The organism is Psychrobacter sp. AOP7-B1-25 (assembly GCF_052376195.1).
Lineage (GTDB): Bacteria > Pseudomonadota > Gammaproteobacteria > Pseudomonadales > Moraxellaceae > Psychrobacter.
In genome coordinates this window covers 43,774-63,974 of sequence record NZ_JBQSVK010000015.1, presented here as the reverse complement: position 1 = coordinate 63,974, position 20,201 = coordinate 43,774, and the positions used below count along the sequence as shown (strand labels likewise).

14 protein-coding genes, 1 tRNA gene and 1 pseudogene are annotated in these 20,201 nt (G+C 43.9%); 9 read left to right on the top strand and 7 right to left on the bottom strand.

Going from position 1 to position 20,201, the window contains the following annotated elements:
- Positions 1-308 precede the first annotated feature (308 nt).
- Together ACT3QR_RS11375 and ACT3QR_RS11370 are read right to left on the bottom strand one after the other, a co-directional pair.
- Positions 309-817: pseudogene (locus tag ACT3QR_RS11375) on the bottom strand (IS3 family transposase); the annotation flags it as partial.
- Between the two features lie 368 nt (positions 818-1,185).
- Positions 1,186-1,260 (bottom strand) — tRNA-Gly (locus ACT3QR_RS11370).
- Positions 1,261-1,519: 259 nt separating this feature from the next.
- Between ACT3QR_RS11370 and ACT3QR_RS11365 the strand changes: the two genes are divergently transcribed.
- From ACT3QR_RS11365 to ACT3QR_RS11355, 3 genes are all read left to right on the top strand, one after another.
- A complete protein-coding gene (locus ACT3QR_RS11365; protein ID WP_444521442.1) occupies positions 1,520-3,190 on the top strand; it encodes an alpha-keto acid decarboxylase family protein in 1,671 nt (556 codons plus the stop codon).
- 191 nt (positions 3,191-3,381) lie between these two features.
- On the top strand, positions 3,382-3,717 hold the full coding sequence (locus ACT3QR_RS11360) for a GlpM family protein (RefSeq protein WP_444521441.1): 336 nt from the start codon (positions 3,382-3,384) through the stop codon (positions 3,715-3,717).
- Between the two features lie 279 nt (positions 3,718-3,996).
- A complete protein-coding gene (locus tag ACT3QR_RS11355) occupies positions 3,997-5,790 on the top strand; it encodes a potassium/proton antiporter (protein WP_444521440.1) in 1,794 nt (597 codons plus the stop codon).
- 35 nt (positions 5,791-5,825) lie between these two features.
- On the opposite strand, the gene ACT3QR_RS11350 is transcribed toward ACT3QR_RS11355, so the two are convergent.
- Positions 5,826-6,728, bottom strand: coding sequence for a LysR family transcriptional regulator (locus ACT3QR_RS11350; RefSeq protein WP_444521439.1), 903 nt, complete (start codon positions 6,726-6,728; stop codon positions 5,826-5,828).
- Between the two features lie 183 nt (positions 6,729-6,911).
- On the opposite strand from ACT3QR_RS11350, the gene speB reads away from it, so the two are divergent.
- The 6 genes from speB (at position 6,912) to ACT3QR_RS11320 (ending at position 15,508) form a co-directional block, all read left to right on the top strand.
- Positions 6,912-7,880 (top strand): agmatinase, encoded by a 969-nt coding sequence (gene speB / locus ACT3QR_RS11345; RefSeq protein ID WP_444521438.1) that lies wholly within the window; start codon positions 6,912-6,914, stop codon positions 7,878-7,880.
- Positions 7,881-8,021: 141 nt separating this feature from the next.
- Positions 8,022-9,743: a 5-guanidino-2-oxopentanoate decarboxylase gene (locus tag ACT3QR_RS11340; RefSeq protein ID WP_444521437.1), complete on the top strand. Its 1,722-nt coding sequence runs from the start codon at positions 8,022-8,024 to the stop codon at positions 9,741-9,743.
- A 59-nt stretch (positions 9,744-9,802) separates the two neighbouring features.
- Positions 9,803-11,584: a D-lactate dehydrogenase gene (dld, locus tag ACT3QR_RS11335; protein WP_444521436.1), complete on the top strand. Its 1,782-nt coding sequence runs from the start codon at positions 9,803-9,805 to the stop codon at positions 11,582-11,584.
- Positions 11,568-12,974, top strand: a complete 1,407-nt coding sequence (locus tag ACT3QR_RS11330) for a YjiH family protein (protein ID WP_444521435.1) — start codon at positions 11,568-11,570, stop codon at positions 12,972-12,974. The genes dld and ACT3QR_RS11330 overlap by 17 nt, the downstream gene beginning before the upstream one ends.
- A gap of 179 nt (positions 12,975-13,153) precedes the next feature.
- Positions 13,154-14,680: an aldehyde dehydrogenase family protein gene (locus ACT3QR_RS11325; RefSeq protein WP_444521434.1), complete on the top strand. Its 1,527-nt coding sequence runs from the start codon at positions 13,154-13,156 to the stop codon at positions 14,678-14,680.
- A gap of 213 nt (positions 14,681-14,893) precedes the next feature.
- Positions 14,894-15,508: a TetR/AcrR family transcriptional regulator gene (locus ACT3QR_RS11320; RefSeq protein ID WP_444521433.1), complete on the top strand. Its 615-nt coding sequence runs from the start codon at positions 14,894-14,896 to the stop codon at positions 15,506-15,508.
- A 58-nt stretch (positions 15,509-15,566) separates the two neighbouring features.
- Here ACT3QR_RS11320 and ACT3QR_RS11315 read toward each other — a convergent pair whose 3' ends face one another.
- From ACT3QR_RS11315 to ACT3QR_RS11300, 4 genes are all read right to left on the bottom strand, one after another.
- Complete coding sequence (locus tag ACT3QR_RS11315; protein WP_444521432.1) at positions 15,567-16,193, bottom strand: CDP-alcohol phosphatidyltransferase family protein; 627 nt, start codon at positions 16,191-16,193, stop codon at positions 15,567-15,569.
- Positions 16,194-16,268: 75 nt separating this feature from the next.
- Entirely contained in the window at positions 16,269-16,898 is a 630-nt protein-coding gene (locus tag ACT3QR_RS11310) for an ATP-binding cassette domain-containing protein (RefSeq protein WP_444521431.1), read from the bottom strand.
- Between the two features lie 47 nt (positions 16,899-16,945).
- Positions 16,946-18,733: an ABC transporter permease gene (locus ACT3QR_RS11305; RefSeq protein WP_444521430.1), complete on the bottom strand. Its 1,788-nt coding sequence runs from the start codon at positions 18,731-18,733 to the stop codon at positions 16,946-16,948.
- Complete coding sequence (locus ACT3QR_RS11300; protein ID WP_444521429.1) at positions 18,730-20,028, bottom strand: ABC transporter substrate-binding protein; 1,299 nt, start codon at positions 20,026-20,028, stop codon at positions 18,730-18,732. The genes ACT3QR_RS11305 and ACT3QR_RS11300 overlap by 4 nt, the downstream gene beginning before the upstream one ends.
- Between the last annotated feature and the right edge of the window lie 173 nt (positions 20,029-20,201).

Below are 20,201 nucleotides of genomic sequence, written 5' to 3'. Positions count from 1 at the left end.
ACTTAGATTGTATCTATTTGTAATTTTTAATGAGAATGGAAGGATAGGAAAGCATCAATATCTGATACATGAACCATTTAGTAGTGTAAAGCTTTCAATTTATAGAGCCGTTACCTTTTTACAAAAAGCTAGTTCGTCATGAATCTATTTTATAGATATATCAATCGTGAATTGCTTAAATAGATTGAGAGGCGTCTGCATGAAGTGATTTTAATTAACTGGAATATGGAATTGGCTTCTTAGAGAATTACCACTCACATTGTGAAGAGTGAACCGCCCCGACTTTATCGGAGATTGATTTACCTGAGTCAGGCAGCGATGCCTGCCAGGGTTAAATTATCATAATACCGTTTTTCAAAATCAAAAGGTGACACATAACCAATCGTACGATGCAGCCTTTTTTGTTAAACCAGTCCACCTATTCAAGGGTTGCTAATTCAACATCATTAACGCTAGTCCAGCTCTCTTTCAAATAATGAATGACCTCAGACTTATAAAGCCCATTGACTGTTTCAGCTAGTGCATTGTCGTATGAATCACCTGTGGTACCGACAGAAGTAATCACACCGCAGTTAGCCATCTTCTCAGTGTAGCGAATGGATAAGTACGGAACCCCTCGATCACTGTGATGAATGACATCTTTGGGATTGTTTCTATCTGCTATTGCTTGGTTTAATGCCGGCATCACCATATCGGTGTTCATGCGATTGGAAACTTTCCAGCCCACAATAGCGCGAGCAAACACATCAATAATAAAAGTGGTATATACCCAGCCGATTATTGTTTTGATATAAGTAAAGTCTGCCATCCAAAGCTGGATATGTAAGGCGCTTCAAAGTATAAAATTAAGTTTAGGGTTATTTTTTATATTTACTTTTTCATGATTTGGTCACGCTATGAGCTAATTATAAAAAAGCAGTGGAAAAGCAAAAGCGATACTAAGAAAATATTCTTTAGCATCGCTTCTTATAAAGGTAGGAATAGTCAGTTGGGGTCAATTACAAAATCAGTATTTATAGCGTGAGCACGAAATGGTCACGTTTTGGTCACGGTGCTGATTTTTGAGCTTTTAATATTTTAGATGAACTTAGCAATTAGACTGAATAGCTAATACTGAAAAATGCTACAGACCTTGAAAATTGGACAAAAAAAATCCTCACTGTTAAGTGAGGATTTTTAAGTATTTGGAGCGGGAAAAGAGATTCGAACTCTCGACCCCAACCTTGGCAAGGTTATGCTCTACCACTGAGCTATTCCCGCTAATTATCAATTAACTATCGTCAGTTGATGAAGGCGTATTATACGCGGTTTTTTTAGGGTGTCAACACTTATGACGAAAAAAGTTGAAGTTATTAAAATAGGCATGTCTTCTGGTTATAGATGTATGTTATAACGGTTTATTATAATATGTATTCCAAAAGCTTTGAGTGCATAAATAAGCTGGGACGCACTTTATAATTTAATCTCAATTACATTCACAGTTATCAATACTTACAAAGATAAGTTACAAGGATAAAAAATGAGTCAACAATATACCATCGCTGATTATTTGTTTGATCGTGTCGCAGAAGCGGGTGCATCTGAGATATTTGGCGTACCTGGTGATTTCAATTTAACTTTTTTGGATAATATTCTCGCCTCTGACAAGCTGCGTTGGGTGGGTAATACCAATGAGCTAAACGCAGGCTATGCTGCTGATGGCTATGCACGTGAGCGTGGGTTTGCCACTATGGTGACGACTTTTGGTGTAGGCGAGCTGTCAGCGATTAACGCAACCGCAGGTTCTTTTGCTGAGTATGCGCCTGTATTGCATATCGTAGGTGCGCCCAGCACAGCCTTACAAGACTCAAAGCGTCGTATTCATCATTCGCTTGGTGACGGCGTATTCAATCATTTCATTAAGATGGTTGAGCCAGTGACCGTGGCACGAGCTCAGATTACCCCTGAAAATGCTGCCTCAGAAATTGATAGAGTGATTCGTTTGATTCTCAAAAAGCATCGTCCAGGTTATCTACTACTATCACCAGACGTCGCGCGCCAGCCTATCTATCCACCAACGACTAAGTTGATCGATAGCCAAGAAGATATTACCAGCCAAGCGGCATTGTCAGATTTCAAACAAGCACTGACAGAGTTTTTGCCAAATAAGACCACCACACTAATGGCGGATTTGATGGTGCATCGTTTGGGATTACAATCACAGCTCAAAGCACTGATCGCTGATACAGACATTCCTTATACCACGCTATCTTGGGGTAAGACGCTACTCGATGAAAATAGCAATCGTTGGGCAGGTACTTATGCGGGTGTTGCTTCGCGTCCAATTGTGAAAGATGCGGTAGAAAACTGCGAATGTCTTATCAAAGTAGGGGTACAATATACCGACACTACTACCGCAGGATTTAGCCAAGATATTAATGAAGATGTGGTCGTAGATTTACATTATGAGCGTGCTTCCATCAGTGGTAAGAATTTTGCACCGATTGCGCTAAAAGATGCGTTGCAAGCCCTGCATGAAGTGATGACCTCTGGCATCAACATCGTACCAAAACCTTTCTGTGAAGAAGTTAAGCCGTACGAACAAAAAGGTAAAGACAGTGAGTCTATTCGCCAAGATGACCTATGGCATATTATCGCTGATCGCTTAGATCATAATAACTTGGTATTTTCTGAACAAGGAACGGCCTATTTTGGTATCAGTGATGTGCGTCTGCCAGAAGGGGTGACGTCATATGGGCAGCCCATGTGGGGGTCGATTGGTTACACGTTGCCTGCCAGCTTGGGCGCGGCGATTGCGTCACCAGATAAACGCAGTGTGTTATTGATTGGTGATGGTTCAGCATTGCTGACTGTGCAAGAGTTGGCAGTAATCATTCAAGAGCGCATCAACCCTGTGATCGTCTTAGTCAATAACGATGGCTATACGGTAGAGCGCGCAATTCATGGTGAGAACCAGTATTATAATGACATTCCTAAATGCGACTGGCAGATTATGCCACAAGCATTTGGCGCGACAGAAGAAAATAGCGTATTACTCAGAGCAGAGACAGCAGGTGAGCTAAAGTCTGCTTTTGACAAAGCTGCCGAGACGACTGACAAGCTTGTGATGATTGAGGTAATTGCAGACAAGCATGATATACCGCCATTACTAGCAGATATCAGCGCGGCGCTAAAACCAAAAAAAGACTAGGCAATTTGTAAAAGTCTGCTCAATAGAAGTAAACGGCCCCATTTAGCACCATAGCTAGATGGGGTTTTTTGTATTTTTTTATCATACGGGTTAATTAATCAGTGTTTGCTCTTATGTCAGTTTGCAGACTTTAGTATCATGGCGGATTGGGCTACGTTCAGCCTTTATACTCAACAGGAGATAGACCCGTCGTGATTTGGTTAAAAATGCTTATCGGCGCACTGATGGTACTGGCAATTCAACTATTTGCTCAAACTAGATTTTTCTATTTGGCCGCACTTGCGCCATTATTTCCCACTTTTACGTTAATCAGTCACTTTATCGTTGGTACTGAGCGTAGTCCTGCTGATTTAAAGATCGCGCTGATATTTAGTATGCTTGGTGTCATACCGCATTTGATTTATACCTTTGTAGTGTTTTTTAGCATCAGTTATATGAGCTTATACAAGGCACTGCTATTAGGCGTGGTCGCTTGGACGATTGCGGCCGCTATTTTGGTACTGACATGGCAATACATTCAGGGCTAAGTATTACTAAGGCATAAACTCTTTCAGCACAGCCATAGTATTTGATGAGCTTTGCTTTAATATTTGAGCGTTTTTACTTGAAGTGTTTTTTATTGATTTAGTATTGGCTGCTAGTTCTAATAGTGATGCTAATATCATCACAAATAATTGCCATTCATATTTTGAATAACGGCCGCTTATGTTAGGCTCACTGGTGTAATATCTACTAACAGCAAGATAATGAAAACAATATCGCAATCAATTACGATTCTGAATAATAAAAAATAGGGCTCAAAAAAAATGGATACCTTGAATATCCTGTATCTGGTAGGCGCAGTATTAATCTTCGCCAGTATCATGGCGAGTACGTTATCGGCTCGCTTAGGCGTACCATTATTATTGTTGTTTTTGATAGTGGGTATGTTGGCAGGCGAGCAGGGTATCTTGGGTATCGAATTCTCTCAATATACGCTAGCCAATTTCGTTGGACAGGCAGCCTTAGCTTGTATCTTGTTAGATGGTGGTTTACGTACGTCCTTCAAGTCTTTCCGAGTAGGTCTAAAACCTGCAGTTACCCTGGCCACATGGGGTGTGCTGGTCACAGTCATGGTGTTAGGGGTATTTGTCACTTGGCTGCTCGATGTCGATTGGCGCTTTGGTTTACTGATGGCAGCGATTGTCGGTTCAACCGATGCGGCAGCGGTATTCTCTCTATTGCGCAATGGTGGCGTCAAACTTAACGACCGTGTACAAGCCACGCTCGAATTAGAGTCTGGTGCCAACGATCCCTTAGCTATTTTATTAGTCACTGGTCTTATCGCTTTAAATGTTGACCCTGCTGGTCAGACAATGTTTGGTTTTTTGGTTTTATTGCTGCAGCAGCTGAGCTTTGGGCTAGGCATGGGCCTATTGTTTGGTTATTTTTTATCTCGATTGTTACCAAAGGTGCATCTAGCAGAAGGGATGTATGCCATTTTGATCCTCTCCGCTGGCTTGGCTGTATTCGCTGCGACCAATCTCATTGGCGGCAGTGGATTCTTGGCGGTATATCTCACTGGTGTATTAATCGGTAACCATAAGGTCCGCTCAACAGAGCATGTCATGCGAGTGATGGACAGCTTTGCTTGGTTGTCTCAGGCGGTACTGTTTGTGGTGCTAGGGCTATTGGTCACTCCATCAAATGTCCTCAATGTCTGGCACTATTCAGTGGCGATCGCACTCTTTATGATCTTTGTGGCGCGCCCTATTGCCGTCTATACCAGCGTCAAACCATTCAAATTTAAAGACAGAGAAATTGGGTTTATTTCTTGGGTTGGTTTACGCGGAGCAGTGCCTATTACCTTGGCGATTTTACCCGTCATGGCTGGGATAGATAACGCGTTTATGCTGTTTGATATTGCCTTTGGTGTCGTGGTTCTCTCACTAATTTTGCAAGGTACGACCATCCCTACAATGGCAAACCTGTTTAAAGTACGTATTCCAACGAATAAAGACCCCAAAGAAGAACATGAGGTTTGGGTATCAGATAAGGCCAGTATCACACTGTATGAGTTTGAGGCAAAGTCAGGCGCATTTGCCATTGGGCGTCATCCTATGGGTATCTCTAAAGGCATTAACCCTGACGAAATCAGTGTCTTTGCGCTAGTGCGCAACCAACAAATCGTAGTGGTCGATGACAGCACAAAGCTAAAATTCGGCGATAGTGTCTGGTATGCGATGAGAGGCAATCACGCTAGCAAAATTGCCAAGATCTTCAATGATACGACACTAGATCGTAAAGCTATCGATGATTTCTATGGTGACTGGCTGTTATCACCCAGCGTGAAGCTTGGTGACTTGCCATTTTTTACAGGCATCATGGCGTCTGAAACGCTGGTAAAAACACTCAAAACGTCCGATGAAGACAGTGCAAAAAATATGTGGGAGCAAACGGTGGCTGAGTATGTGAAATCACATCTGGGTACCGCGCCAGTATCAGGCGATACCGTTGTAATAAGTGATGAATGGTCATTAGTTATCAAGGAAGTTGATGACAAAGGGAAGCTGAGAACCATCGGTCTAAAGTACGAAGAACCCGCAACAGGCACATCCTAGTGTCTATTATTTATTTGGCTATATATGAATGTATTCTATAGTAGGTTCATCATTTTATTCAAAAAGTCAGCAATATGTTTGTGCTGATTCTGCCGATATGCCCAATGGTGCTCGACGGCATAACTGGCTTCTTCTCGCAGTAATATTTTCATCAAACCTTCTCTTTCATAGCGCATGGCTAGGTCACGAGGTAAATAACCAACATGGTGACCGGCAAGAATCAACTGTGCGGTTGCTTCCATATGATAAGTGGTGGCACTTAATGTTTTAGGACGTACGTGATGGATGCTGACATCCGTAATATAGCCACGCTTAATCCATGGGTAGTTTTGTTCTAAGTCTTCTAATGTTAATCCTTCTGCATTATAAAACAGTCGATGCTCACGTCCGCAGCATACCATTTGTCTTTCTACAAATGCTGGCTCAAACGTCAGTAACGGTGGAAAACTGCCAAAATAACCAACGCCAATATCACTTTCGTTACTGAGCAGTTTTTCTAACATGCTCTCAGGGCTTTGAACGTCGATAGAAAAATGTATCAATGGGTTATTGCGGTAGCTGCTAGCAAGACGCTGTCTTAGTGCATCATAAAAAAACTTAGGCATTTGGTCGGTTAGACACAGTCTAATATGTCCACCATGAACAGAGTCTAGTTGCTGAATATAATGCAGCTGATGTTGAAAATTGGCGACCGATTCAGTAAATGCAACGCAAGCCTCATAAACCGCTGCGCCATCCTCTGTCAGCTTAAATCCTGCGCGACCACGATGGCATAATGTCATACCCAAGCGATCTTCCAAATGCGTTAGATGACCACTAATCACCGAAGGTGTGACGTTTAGGCGTGTCTGAGCTGCTGTCACCCCTTTGCAGTCTACGATAGCCATAAAACTACGTAGGGTTTTTACGTCTATTTTTATCAATTCGTCTAATATCAAGAACCGTCCTCCAATAAATACGCTTTCCAACAAACTTCTGCTAATAACATATAAGTCTGCCTTACTACGAAAATTCAGAAGTTTACTTCTAAATTTTACCATGGTTCATGCTCTTATATTTATGTATTGTCAATGGTATGTAGCAAATTGTGTACTTTAATCAAATAAAGCAAGGAAGAATTTATGACATTCAATCAACCATTAAGTGGTAATGAAATGCCAAGATTTGGCGGTTTCGCTTCTATGATGCGCCTGCCAACTCAAGCCGATGCTGAAGGGCTAGATGTCGCGTTTGTTGGTGTCCCTTTAGATATTGGTGCATCTAACCGTAGCGGTGCAAGATTGGGCCCTAGACAGATTCGTGATGAGTCAAGAATGATTCGCCCTTATAACGTGGCCACTCGTGCTGCGCCTTTTGAGTCATTACAAGTCGCTGATATCGGCGATGTCCCTATCAATACATTCAACCTGCTAAAAAGCGTTGATATCATCGAACAATTCTATACCGATAAAATCGTGAAACACGATGCCATTCCATTGACGCTAGGCGGCGATCACACTATCGCGCTACCTATCCTACGAGCACTTGCCAAGAAACATGGTCCTGTCGGTATGGTACATATCGATGCTCATGCTGATATCAATGATGATATGTTTGGCGAAAAAATCGCCCACGGCACACCGTTTCGCCGTGCGGTTGAAGAGAATCTAATCGATGGTAACCGTGTGGTACAGATTGGATTGCGTGGGACAGGCTATAGCGCTGAGGAGTTTGACTGGTCAACAGAGCAGGGCTTTCGCGTGGTGCCTGCTGAAGAGTGCTGGTACAAGTCACTAGCGCCATTGATGGCAGAAGTACGCGAAAAGCTAGGCGATGGCCCTGTCTACTTGAGCTTTGACATCGACGGTATCGATCCTGCATTTGCCCCAGGTACGGGTACCGCTGAAATCGGTGGTTTGACCTCAACGCAAGGTATCGAAATTGTGCGTGGTATGCGCGGTCTAGATGTAGTCGGCGGTGATTTGGTTGAAGTATCGCCACCTTATGATCCATTTGGTAACACCTCTGTATTGGCGGCAAATTTGTTGTTTGAGATGCTATGTATCCTGCCCGGTGTGCGTTATGACGACAAGGTTAAAGCAGTTTACTAATCGCCATCATTTATTACCTATATAATAAGCAACCTTTGTAGCTAGAAATTAGTAATTAATATGAAAGAAAAAATACAAAGGTTGTTTTGAGGTAGTGATAATTATTTGAATATTCAGCGAAATTTTTAGGATGACTAATCCATGACCCAATTGACGCAAACGTCTTCTGCATTATCAGAAACCACTTCTCTAACCTGTGGTGAGCTACTGGTACAGTGGCTAGAGTACTATGGGGTAGAGACCGTTTTTGGCATCCCTGGCGTACATACGGTAGAGCTGTATCGCGGCTTGCCTAGTACCAATATTCGTCATGTGACACCGCGTCATGAGCAGGGCGCTGGGTTTATGGCGGACGGTTACTACCGCGCTTCCGGCAAGGTCGGGGTTTGTTTTATTATCACAGGACCCGGCATGACCAATATCATGACAGCTATGGCACAAGCGCTGGCTGATTCGATACCGATGTTGGTCATCTCTAGTGTCAACAAAGTCAAAGACACGGGTAGCGGTGAAGGGCATCTACATGAGTTGCATGATCAGCAGGGTATGGTCAGTAAAGTAGCCTTGACCAGCAAAACCATTTGGCAACCTGAATCGCTACCGACAGTGATTGCCGAAGCCTTTGCTTTATTTAATGGTGCACGTCCGGGACCAGTCCATATTCAGTTGCCTATCGATATCATCACCGCTGATGCCAGTTATGTCGCTAAGCCACCTACTTTAAATGCTGCCGCAACTGGCCAAGCCGATACAAACAGCTTGAGCCTACCACAGGTTACCAGACCACTACCGAATCCTGCGCAATTAGATTTGATTGTACAGTCATTAAATACGGCTAAAAATCCTGTAATACTTTATGGTGGCGGCTGCGTCGATGTCGATCACGATGCACAACGACTGGCAGAGCTGATAGATGCGCCAACGTTCTTGACGATTAATGCCAAAGGCTTGCTGCCACCTGGTCATTCATTAAGTTTGGGTAGCAATCAATCATTAGCCGCAGGTCAAGCCATAATTACCGAAGCAGATTGGGTGCTAGCGATTGGTACTGAGCTTGGTGAGACTGACTACGATGTGTTCTTTAACGGTGAGTTTAAGATAAATGGCACGCTGATACGTATCGACTGTGATGCTCAGCAACTGCAGCGTCCATTTAGAGCAGATATCGCGGTACTGTCCGATGCACAGATAGCGATTAGTGGTCTATGTAGCCGCTTAGAACATCAGGCATTCGATCATCAAGCATTGTCACGTGTTAATGAGGCAAAGCAGGCCATCTTGAAGGATGTAACAACAGACTTTGCTGGTCAAAATGCATTATTAAAGCTGATCAGAGATGAGGTAGAAGACGTCATTTTCGTTGGTGATTCAACGCAACCTGTCTATAGCGGTAACCTTGGCTTTGAAGCCTTAGCGACGCGTAAATGGTTTAACTCATCGACAGGTTTTGGCACGTTGGGTTATGGCTTGCCTGCTGCTATCGGAGCCATGGTTGGCTCAAACTTACCTGTCGTTAGCTTGATGGGGGATGGCGGTATTCAATTTACGATTGCCGAGCTCATCTGTGCAGCTGAGCTTAAGTTGCCATTAATTGTCTTATTATGGAATAACCAAGGCTACGGCGAGATTCGTCGTTATATGGAAGAGGGCGGTTTACCACTGATTGGCGTCAATATTAAAACGCCAAACTTTGAGCCACTAGCGGCAGGATTTGGGGCTGGCTATCGCAGAATCACCGATAAGCAGCAACTGTTAGCCGCATTAAAAGCAGACACTAAAGGTAAACAGCCAATCATTTATGAGATTGATGAAGCAGATGATTTTTTAAAGGAAATGGCTGAGACAGTCACTTATTTTAGTTAAGAGTGCTGATATTCATAACTTCATAAAATGACAAACGCTTTATGCAAGGAAGTACGTTCATGCCGCCAAACGCTAAAAAATGGTCAGAAGACAGACACGAGCAAATATCGTGTTTGTTGACCGACCTTGCGGCTGTTGTTGGTACGAACAACCTATTAATAAAATCAAGCCAACAGCAGTCCTATGTACAAGGTGCGATTGAAGCCATCACAGACGCTACCGTAGCAGTTGTGATACCGAACTCTCTAGTAGCACTATGGCGCGTTATTAATATCTGTGCAGCTGCCGATGCGATTATCATTGCTCAAGCGGCCAATACTGGCCTAACAGGCGGCTCAACTCCGAACGGAGATTACGATCGACCGCTAGTAGTGATTTCTATGCAGTCATTGGGCGGCGTGCATTTACTCAATGATGCAGCAGAGCTGGTTGCTTTGCCAGCTGCTACTTTGCAGCAATTAGAGTCTATCCTTGCGCCATTAGGGCGTGAGCCGCACTCGGTATTAGGCTCTAGTTGTGTTGGTGCATCGGTGATTGGCGGTATCTGTAATAGCTCAGGCGGGATGCTAGTACAGCGTGGTCCTGCCTATACTGAAATGGCGTTATTTGCTAGACGCAATGCCTCAGGAGCGTTTGAGTTAATCAATCATTTGGGACTGGATTTGGGTTCGCATCCAGAACAAATGCTAGAGAACTTGCAAGCTGGCACATTTAGCGAAGCCTCGAACAGCACAAGCGACATTCAAGCTTGCACCAACCAGCATTATCAACACAAAGTTCGTGATTGTGATGCAACAACACCTGCTCGATTTAACAATGATCCTAATGGTCTATATGAAGTGTCTGGTTCAGCGGGTAAGGTTATTGTATTTGCGGTGAGGGTAGCGACCTTTGCTAAACCAGAGCGAGAGCAAACGTTTTATATCTCGACCAATGGTGCGGACACTTTAACCACACTCAGAACACAATGGTTAAAGAGTGAGCTCACGCTGCCTATCTTGGCTGAGTATATGCATGGGGATTACAACGATATCACGATGCGCTATGGTCGTGATACTTGCTTAAGTATGCGAAAGCTACCTGCCAATAAGATAGGTGCGCTATATCGATTGCAGACAAAAATTGGCTATTATCTGGATAAATGGCATCTGCCAAAGACGCTGCCAGATCGGATATTGCAACTATCATCGAGATTTATGCCGCCATCGTTACCCGAGTCTTTGAGTACGCAAGCGCTTGCATATAAATATCATTTGATTATAAAAGTCGCAGATGGCGTTGATGGCGGCAACAATATCACCGCTGCGCAGACATTTCTGCAAAACCATCTACAGCAGTATCAAGGGGCTCTGCATGTATGTACAGCATCTGAATCGCAGTCGCTATTGGTGTTTCGCAGTGCCGCGACCGCTGCCATGTTTCGCTATTATGATTTAAATCAAGATAAATTTGGCGAGCTGTTATCGACTGATATTGCCTTACCTAGAAACGCTGTAGATTGGGACGAGATTTTACCTGATTCCTTACAAAAACAAGTCAGCAAAACTTTTTATTTGGGGCATTTTTTCTGTCATGTTATGCACCAAGACTATTTATTGAAACCTAATATCAATGCCAAGCAGTTCAAGGATGAGTTGCTGGCATTTTATGACCAACGTCATATCGAGTATCCGGCGGAGCACAATGTGGGGCATGTGTACCCTGCTAAAACCGAATTACATTATTTTTATAAAAAACTGGATCCAACCAATTCGCTAAATCCAGGTATTGGTCAGACAGAGAAATGGAAAAACTGGCAATCATCGCCCATTAAGGAGAAGTTAAATGACGAATGCTATTGATAAATCGCAGCAGCCGATTTTAGGTAATAATACTGTCGACCCTGAAACGCCGCTGGCAGGACAATGGCGCGCTGCCATGTGGAAATTTTTATTATTTTCAGCGTTGGGTATTGGGTTATTTATCATACCCTTTCAGTGGGATGGTAAAGTCACCATTTTATTGGGTGTATTGACCGATACGCTGCAGGCAGGGCTAGGTAGTTTTGTGGCTTATATCACCATGGCAATCGTTTCTGTCTCCTTTATCGGAGCTCTGGCTGTTAAGGTATTAAAGCCCAACCTAACAGAGAACTCATTAACAAAAAACCTCTTTGATGTGGATTTGTTTTGGTTGATCACGCGATTTTTGGGTATGTTATTTGTTTGGATGATTTATCTACAGGTCGGCCCTGAGTTTATTATCAATCGTAATACGGGCGGCGTCATTTTTGAAGATTTGATTCCCATTCTGATTCCATTATTTTTCTTTGCAGTTTTGTCACTACCATTTTTGACTGACTTTGGTTTGATGGAGTTTTTGGGTACTTTAGCCAGTAAGATATTCATCAAGCTGTTTAAATTGCCAGGTCGTTCTGCTGTCGATGCCATGTCTTCTTGGTTTGGCGCTGCATCTATCGGCCTGCTAGTCACCATGCAACAGTATGACAAGAGTTTCTACAGCCAGCGTGAAGCGTCTGTCATCGCCACCACCTTTTCAGTGACCTCTATCGCCTTTACCTACGTAGTGGCCAAAACCATCGGTGTAGACAATAACTTCGTTTACTTCTATTTGACTATTGCCCTAACAGGGTTTATCGCTGCGATCATCATGCCGCGTATACCGCCATTATCACTTAAACCTGACACATATCACGCTGGCAAGAGCATGTTAGACGAGGGTATTCCTGCACAGTACACCACTTATCAATGGGCGCTCAATCGTGCCGTCACTCGTGCACATTCTATGCCCAGCCTAGGTTATGTATTTAAGCGCAGCGTTGGCAATTTGTTTGATATCTATTTTGGATTGATCCCTGTTATTTTTGCCATCGGCACTATTGGTCTTGGCTTAGCAGAGTACACGCCGGTCTTTAACTGGTTAGCGACACCGCTCGTACCACTGCTTGAATGGTTACAGATTCCAGAGGCTGCAAAAGCAGCACCAGCCATGATTATGGGCTTCGCAGATATGTATTTGCCAGCCTTAGTCGGTAAAAGTATCGAGAGTGAGATGACACGGTTCATCGTTGGCGCTTGCTCCATCACACAGATTATTTATATGTCTGAAGTTGGTGCGCTGATCTTGAAATCAAACATTAAGTTAAATGTACTAGAGCTGTTCATCATCTTTATGTTCCGTACGCTTATTAGTTTGGTGGTTATTACATCAGTGGCGCACTTATTGTATTAGCCATAATACTGTATTAACCACAAGATTGTATTAGCCGCAGATACAGGGCTAAAAAATATCTAGCCTAACAGTAAGATATAAATAATCGGTTTTTCTGTCATCAGATAAACTGATTATTTAATCGATAGTGTTAAATATACAAAGATAATTTTATTAAAAATATAGGGCGATTGATCATTATGGAAATGTTGGAATCTACTGAGCTGACTAGAGAAGCTGCTAGTCAAACCGCTCAAAATGAAGTTGTACTAAATGCCGCTTATATCAATGGTGACTGGGTCACGATTGAAGCGCCTGCAACTGACACTGATAATGCCGATTCTAGTAAAACAAATAACCATGCTTTGTATGATCCAAACTCGGGTGAGGTAATCGCAACGACGCGCTTATGCACCAGTGTCCATGTAACGCAGGCAGTAGAAGCAGCTGATGCAGCGTTTGCTAGCTGGTCAAAAACTGCTGTAAGCGAGCGTGCGCACTATTTAAATGCGATTGCAGACGCTATGGAACAGCAGTTCGATAAATTGGTTGGGCTATCTGTATTAAACAACGGCAAGCCAATTGAAGAGGCAAAAATAGACGTCAGCGATGCCATTGCCTGCTATCGTTACTATGCCAATCTCATCACAGGTCAGGCAACATGGTCTGAGGTATCAACGCTTGAGTCGGGTATACGCTTATTAAAGACATACGCGCCAGTGGGTATTTGTGCGCTGATTACCCCTTGGAATTTCCCCATGGTAACAACCTCTTGGAAGCTAGCACCTGCGCTAGCGGCAGGCTGTACCGTGCTACTAAAACCGTCTGAGGTGACATTATTACCAGAGCTCATGCTAGGTAATATCTTATCGGAAATAGATCTGCCAAAAGGCGTGGTCAATATTTTACCGGGTGCGGCTGAGGTAGGCACTGCTATGACCAGTCATCCACTGATTGATAAAGTCTCGTTTACGGGCAGTAATGTCGTTGGTGAAAAAGTCATGGTCCAAGCAGCAAAGGGTATCAAAGATATCAGCCTAGAGCTGGGTGGTAAGTCCGCTATTATCGTATGTGCAGATGCTGATATTGATTACGCTTGTGATTTAATCATTGGCGGAATATTTACCAATGCAGGTCAGATATGCTCAGCTACTTCACGTTTGGTTGTACATCAAGATATCGCTGAACAGCTGTATGGGGTCTTAAAAGTCAAAACGACAAGTCTGCAAATCGGTGATGGTTTTGCGGTAGATACGCTACTAGGTCCATTAGTGAGCGAGCAGCAATTGAATCAAGTCAAAAAATACTTTGATATTGCCACTACTGAGAATCTCGCTTGTCTGACTGGTGGCGAGCTAGTTACTGGTTCAGGATATTTTGCTATGCCGACTGTCTATACCAATGTACCAACGACCAGCCAATTATGGATGGAGGAAGTATTTGGTCCTGTATTAGTCAGTACAACCTTTGCTGACGATGTAGAGGCTATTCGACTAGCCAACGATAGTAAATTTGCTCTAGCAGCGACCATCGTTAGTACCGATGAAACTGCTGCACTTGAGATGGCGCTACAAATTAAAGCAGGACATATCTGGATTAACGAGCAACAAATCGTACTGCCAGAAGCAGGATGGGGCGGATTTAAACAAAGCGGCATTGGCCGAGAGCTGGGCGGCGATGGTTTGTCCGCTTATCAGAAGAGCAAGCATGTGTTATTGACCGATTGATTAAATGGTCACTATCCCCTGTAGAGACCATTGACTAGCTATCAGCATGATTATTGAGTGATTGTTGATAGCTAGCATTACGTTTTTTTACTAGAGCGTTTCTTATATTAACTTTACTGTTGCACCCATTCAAGATAAAATTGAGCAATCATTCAAGTTTCAAAGCCGTGCCCATTCTTATATGCGGTCACGGCTTTTTAAATGGGGCACATTATGTCACGCACCGCACTTTACAACCGTCATGATGCCTTGGAGCGTGCGCTACAGCTTTTTTGGCAAAAAGGTTTTCATGCTACATCTTTAAAAGATATCGAGCAAGCACTTGATATGCGTCCAGGCAGTATCTATGCTGCTTTTGGTAATAAAGAAGGCCTGTTTCAAGAGTCATTAGAATACTATGCGCGTCTGGGCTTGACTGAGATTGAGCGAGTGTTGAGCCATCATGATACGCCTCTATTAGGCCTTGCTGCTTATGTTCGGCAGCTTGGCGGAATTCGTGACAAGGCGTTACCAAGCCGAGCCTGTATGTTGGTTAAGAGCTTACTAGAGTTGGGTGCGCGTGAGCAAACAGCGTTAACCAAGGTAGAGGTGCTGCTGTCAGGTATGGAGACACGTTTTATAGAGTGTTTTAGAGAAGCACAGAATGTGGGAGAAATGGATAAGCAGTTTGATCCGGTTAGGCTTGGACGTCGACTACAAGCGGAAGTCATGGGCCTGCGTGCCTTCGCACAACGCAGCGTAGAAAGCTCGTCTATACATGCTCTTGCTGAAGATATGGCCTTATCTATAGAAGCACTGCGACTCGATGATTCAGTAGATGATACTTAATAGCATAATGGTCAGGTACTCAACACAGCGTATATCTTACAGTGCACACCTTGAGTTTTTACTTAGAAGATTCGAGCTGCTTTAGGGTATGATACCCCCCATATATACGAGTGAAAATAGTAATAGCGCAGGCAGCAGCAAAGATTCCAGCAAGTAGCACGAAATGCTGCGGCCAAATACATAAAGCGACAAACAGAGCAATAGTCTCGGTGCCTTCAGTCAGACCATTTAGATAATAAAAGCTTTTGTATTTGAACTGCGGCTTATCCAGATTGTATTTTTCAGCGGCAATCGCAAATGCCAAGAAGCTAGATCCTGTGCCAATAAATGCAGCCAGTAATATAGAGCCAGCAATGGCATTTTGTTCAGGATTTGCCAAAATAAAGCCAAGCGGTATGGCGGCATAAAATAAAAAATCCAAGGTAATGTCTAAATAACCACCAGCGCTAGAGCTTTGCTGTGCGTAGCGAGCGAGTGCGCCATCAAGCCCATCAAAAACACGGTTCACCGCAATGGCGGCAAGCGCCCCATACCAAAACTCAAATGCGAGTAATGGTAAAGCCAACATACCAATCAAAAATCCTACCATCGTGAGTTGGTCTGGTGTGATACCGCGCTTGTGTAGTACCGCAACGACAGTGTTCAGCATCGGCTTGATAACGGGAGTGATAAACTTATCTAACATGCGAGCTGCCTTTTGTGTTTTGCTTTTCTTGTTATTTTGACTGGGTGCTTGATTTTAATGTCTAAAAATATTGTCCTATCCTACACGAATAACTTTACCGTTGGCTGCTTCGGCATCGCTTTGGTCATGCGTGACCATAATAGCAGGCAGCTTATGAGTGCGAATTTGATCGAATACCAATTGCCTCGTATCCATTCTCAGTTGGGTATCTAGCTTGCTAAAAGGCTCATCCAGCAGTATCGCTTTTGGCTCACTGAGTAGCGTGCGCAATAGGGCGATTCGTGCTTGCTGCCCACCTGATAAATTATCAGGATGGCGCTTACCCATACCAGCTAATCCAACTTGCTCTAGTGCCTGCTCAATTTTTTCTTGCCGCTGTTTCTTATTGCCTTTTGGCATAGCAAAAGCAATATTACCTGCGACGGATAAGTGTGAAAACAGCAAAGGGTCTTGATACAACACGCCAATATGGCGTAGATGCGGCGGTAGGCTACAGACATTTTCGTCATTTAACCACGCTTCACCTGTGGAGTGAAAGCCACTGGGCAAAGTGCCTGTGAGCCAATTTAAAAAGCTCGATTTACCACTACCAGATGGCCCCATCACAGTGAGTATGTCCCCGCCAAAAATCTGCTCATCAATGCTCAGTAGGCACTTATCTTCTCGATATAGCGCTAATTTCTTTATCTGTAAAGATGATGACATCAAAACCCCTTTATTTATATGGTCATTATTGGCTGGTTTAGGGCATATTAATGAGTGTTGTTTTGACCACTTCTAAAAATATATTTTGGCAGCAGGCTTGCTAGCATAAACCCAATCAGTGGTAGCAACATTTGAATAATGGCATACACTGCACTGGTGCGTCTACTGGCACCGTTTGCGAGCGCGACTGCTTCTGTCGTAATGGTGGCGATACGTCCACCGCCTGCCAACAATGTCGGCAAGTACTGACCAAAGCTTATCGCCAAACCCAGTGCGACAGCAATCAATATAGGTGTGAATAGCTGTGGTAGTTTGACCTGTAAAAACACTTTTAGTGGTGTGGCACCAAGGCTAGCAGCCACGCGCGCAAAACGTGGATCTAAGCGCCGATAGCTACTAGACAGCGATAAAAACACATAAGGCAGCACAAACAGTAAGTGCGTAAAGGCTACATTAAAAAACGCTGCTTGGTTATTGGCCAGTTGCTGTAACCAGACTAAGCCAAATAGAAACGCGATACTCGGTACCAATAAAGGTAAATAAATGATTAAACTGGTAAAGCTGGAGAGTCGTTTTGCACTCAGTTGCTCCGCTTCTAAACACAGTAAAGTCAGCACAATGGCAAATAAAGTGCTCACAAGACCGATAGAGATGGTATTAAATAAAGGCGTACCCATTTGCATAAAAGCACTTTGGAAATGCAATAGGACAAACTGCTCTGGCAAGGCTGCAGGGAAACGCCAAAATCCAGCAACAGACCACATAGCCAGTCCAACAAGTGACATAAACATAAAGCCAATCACGATGACGGTCAAGGCAGCCGTGACTTTTTGCCATATCGCATCTGCATGATGGCGCGCGCCATTGATCAGTGAGCCACTACACATTACTTTTATCAGCTTTTCACCGCCTAGCCACAATGCGATTAGCCCAATGGTCAGAACAAGCTGTAATAGTGCACCTGCCGAGGCTTTTATACGCATGTTCAAATCGACATCATTGAACCATTGCATGATAGTAACGGCAAGCGTTGGCGGGGTGTTTGGCCCTAGGATAAGAGGCATTTCTACGCTGGCACTGGCATAGGCGAGTACCGCTAGGATAGGCAAACGTAGCAACGGATAGAGTAGAGGCAAGACGGCTTTAAAAAAGGCAGTTACGGGGTAATAACTCAGATTGATAGCCACTTTATATTGTTGACGTAGCTTTTTGCCGAGATCTGGTTGTGCCAATGCACCTAGGGCAATTAATAATAAAAAAGGTAACTCTTTTAAGGTCAAACCCAAGATAATACTGATACCGTAAGTATCATGAGGAAATATGCCTTCTGGTGCTAATTCCCAACCGCTTAACCACGGCGATATCAATCGTGCAAACATACCAGAGGGTGCGATTAAAAACCCAACTGCAATCGCTGCTGCAGCATGGGGAATAACCAAAATAGGGCTAAGTAAATGCTCAATACGAGTGAGCCAAACACTATTGAAGAATGCTGCTAATATCATCAAAGTCATGACAAAAGACAGCAAGGTACTGATCAGTCCTGTACCAACGCTGAGCAGAACCATTTGAGTAAGACCTGGCGTCATCCAAAGGTCTTTGAAACCTTGTAGGCTGACTGTCGTTTGCTCAAGTGCAGGCACCCAGCTAAATGCAGGTAATAATACACTGATTAGCCCGCCCAGTACGGGCAGTATCAGTATCAGTAACAAAAACTTAGGGCTCAGGGTAGCGATATGTGTGAATAAGTCTTTTTTATACATGGGGCTCGCACTCGAGTTTTTGCGAGCATTGACCTGGCCTTGGGCGCTACCTTTATTGGTATCTTGGCTCATGGACTCACCCCATAACGTGTTTGCCAGCCCTGCATGATGGCCTCAACCCAACTTGGGTGTGGCTCACTCACAGTACGTTTGATACTGTCAAATGGTAGCGCGCTAGGATGAGGTTTATCGGTCTTGAATAAGGCTTGTTGCTCAGGGCTGAGCGTCGACTGGATGAGTACGGTTTTGTCCCCCCATATAGAGGCGGTTTGTTTTTTGGCTTGTGCTTCTGGGCTCATCAAAAAGTTAGCGACCAGCTGAGCCGCTTGAGGATGACTGGCGTTATAAGGAATGGCCACAAAGTGCGTATTACTCAAGCTGCCATCGCTCATGGCATAGCTACGAATGCTCTGGGGTAAGTCATAACGTTGTACCGCTGCTGGCACTTCTGGTGCCGAGAAGGTAAACGCAAGACTTAGCTCGGTATCATCGACCAAGCGACGCATTTGAGCACCAGTTTGAACAAACTGCTCGCCCTTGCGCCACAGTGTGGGATGCAGGTCGTCCAAAAATGCCCATAATGAATCTAGTACGATTGCTTTGTTTTCCTCAGTCGCAGGCATGTTGAGTAGAGATTTAGTGTCTTCACCAGTATCCGCATCATGTTGCTCATGTAGCATGACCAAGGCATACTTTAAAAAGCTCATCCCTAAAAAATCAGGCGGTTTGGGGTAACTAAAGCGCCCGGGATTCTGTGCGGTCCAAGTGGTGAGTTCATTTAAGGTGGTGGGCGGCTTTTTGGTAGACATGCTATCATAATAAAAAGTCAGTGACGCCTGTCCCCATGGTGCTTCCATGCCGTTAACGGGTACGCCAAAATCGAAGTTAACTGCAGGATTGTTGTCTGGATCAGTGAGTGCAAAATTAGGTATTTTGTTTGACCATTGCTTGAGCAATAAATCGTTTTCACTCATGGTGGCAAAGTTTGCACCATTGATCCATATGAGATCAACGCTACCTTTATCATCGTTATTGGCTGACTTTTCTGCTAGGACGCGACTGACAGCTTCGCTGGTATCACTCAATTTTACGTGGACCAAGTTGATATCGTATTTTTCATCAACTTGCTTGGCCGCCCACTGTAGATAGGCATTGATTTGAGGATCGCCGCCCCATGCATAAAAATAGACGTCTTGATTGGCACCTTGCGCCTCTACTTGTTGCCAAGGTGACGCCTCACCATCACGGCTCACGGTATTCGGTGATGCTGTGCTTGCAGAGATACCGATACAAACGCTAAGCGCCATTGCATAGGCGCTATAACGCGTGAGACGTTTGAGCATCGGTAAAGCGGTAATAACGCGCATTCAAGTTTCCGTCATGATTTAAATTTTATTAAAGCTGGTAAAGATTTTATAGCTAGCCATGTCAAACGACACAGATACTACAGAATCTAAACCAGCTTTATTGAGTTTTTTAGAACTTTGTTATCAGTCGTATCCTTTAACGGTGTTTATCAGCAATCTGCTATTAACTAACT

Bases quoted from the DNA above. Each gene is read 5' to 3' on its own strand.
- ACT3QR_RS11315 (WP_444521432.1), bottom strand. From the start codon at position 16,193: ATGTTAGATAAGTTTATCACTCCCGTTATCAAGCCGATGCTGAACACT.
- ACT3QR_RS11305 (WP_444521430.1), bottom strand. From the start codon at position 18,733: ATGAGCCAAGATACCAATAAAGGTAGCGCCCAAGGCCAGGTCAATGCT.
- dld (WP_444521436.1), top strand. From the start codon at position 9,803: ATGCCGCCAAACGCTAAAAAATGGTCAGAAGACAGACACGAGCAAATA.
- ACT3QR_RS11340 (WP_444521437.1), top strand. From the start codon at position 8,022: ATGACCCAATTGACGCAAACGTCTTCTGCATTATCAGAAACCACTTCT.
- ACT3QR_RS11320 (WP_444521433.1), top strand. From the start codon at position 14,894: ATGTCACGCACCGCACTTTACAACCGTCATGATGCCTTGGAGCGTGCG.
- ACT3QR_RS11355 (WP_444521440.1), top strand. From the start codon at position 3,997: ATGGATACCTTGAATATCCTGTATCTGGTAGGCGCAGTATTAATCTTC.
- ACT3QR_RS11330 (WP_444521435.1), top strand. From the start codon at position 11,568: ATGACGAATGCTATTGATAAATCGCAGCAGCCGATTTTAGGTAATAAT.
- ACT3QR_RS11365 (WP_444521442.1), top strand. From the start codon at position 1,520: ATGAGTCAACAATATACCATCGCTGATTATTTGTTTGATCGTGTCGCA.
- ACT3QR_RS11325 (WP_444521434.1), top strand. From the start codon at position 13,154: ATGGAAATGTTGGAATCTACTGAGCTGACTAGAGAAGCTGCTAGTCAA.
- ACT3QR_RS11310 (WP_444521431.1), bottom strand. From the start codon at position 16,898: ATGTCATCATCTTTACAGATAAAGAAATTAGCGCTATATCGAGAAGAT.
- ACT3QR_RS11300 (WP_444521429.1), bottom strand. From the start codon at position 20,028: ATGCGCGTTATTACCGCTTTACCGATGCTCAAACGTCTCACGCGTTAT.
- speB (WP_444521438.1), top strand. From the start codon at position 6,912: ATGACATTCAATCAACCATTAAGTGGTAATGAAATGCCAAGATTTGGC.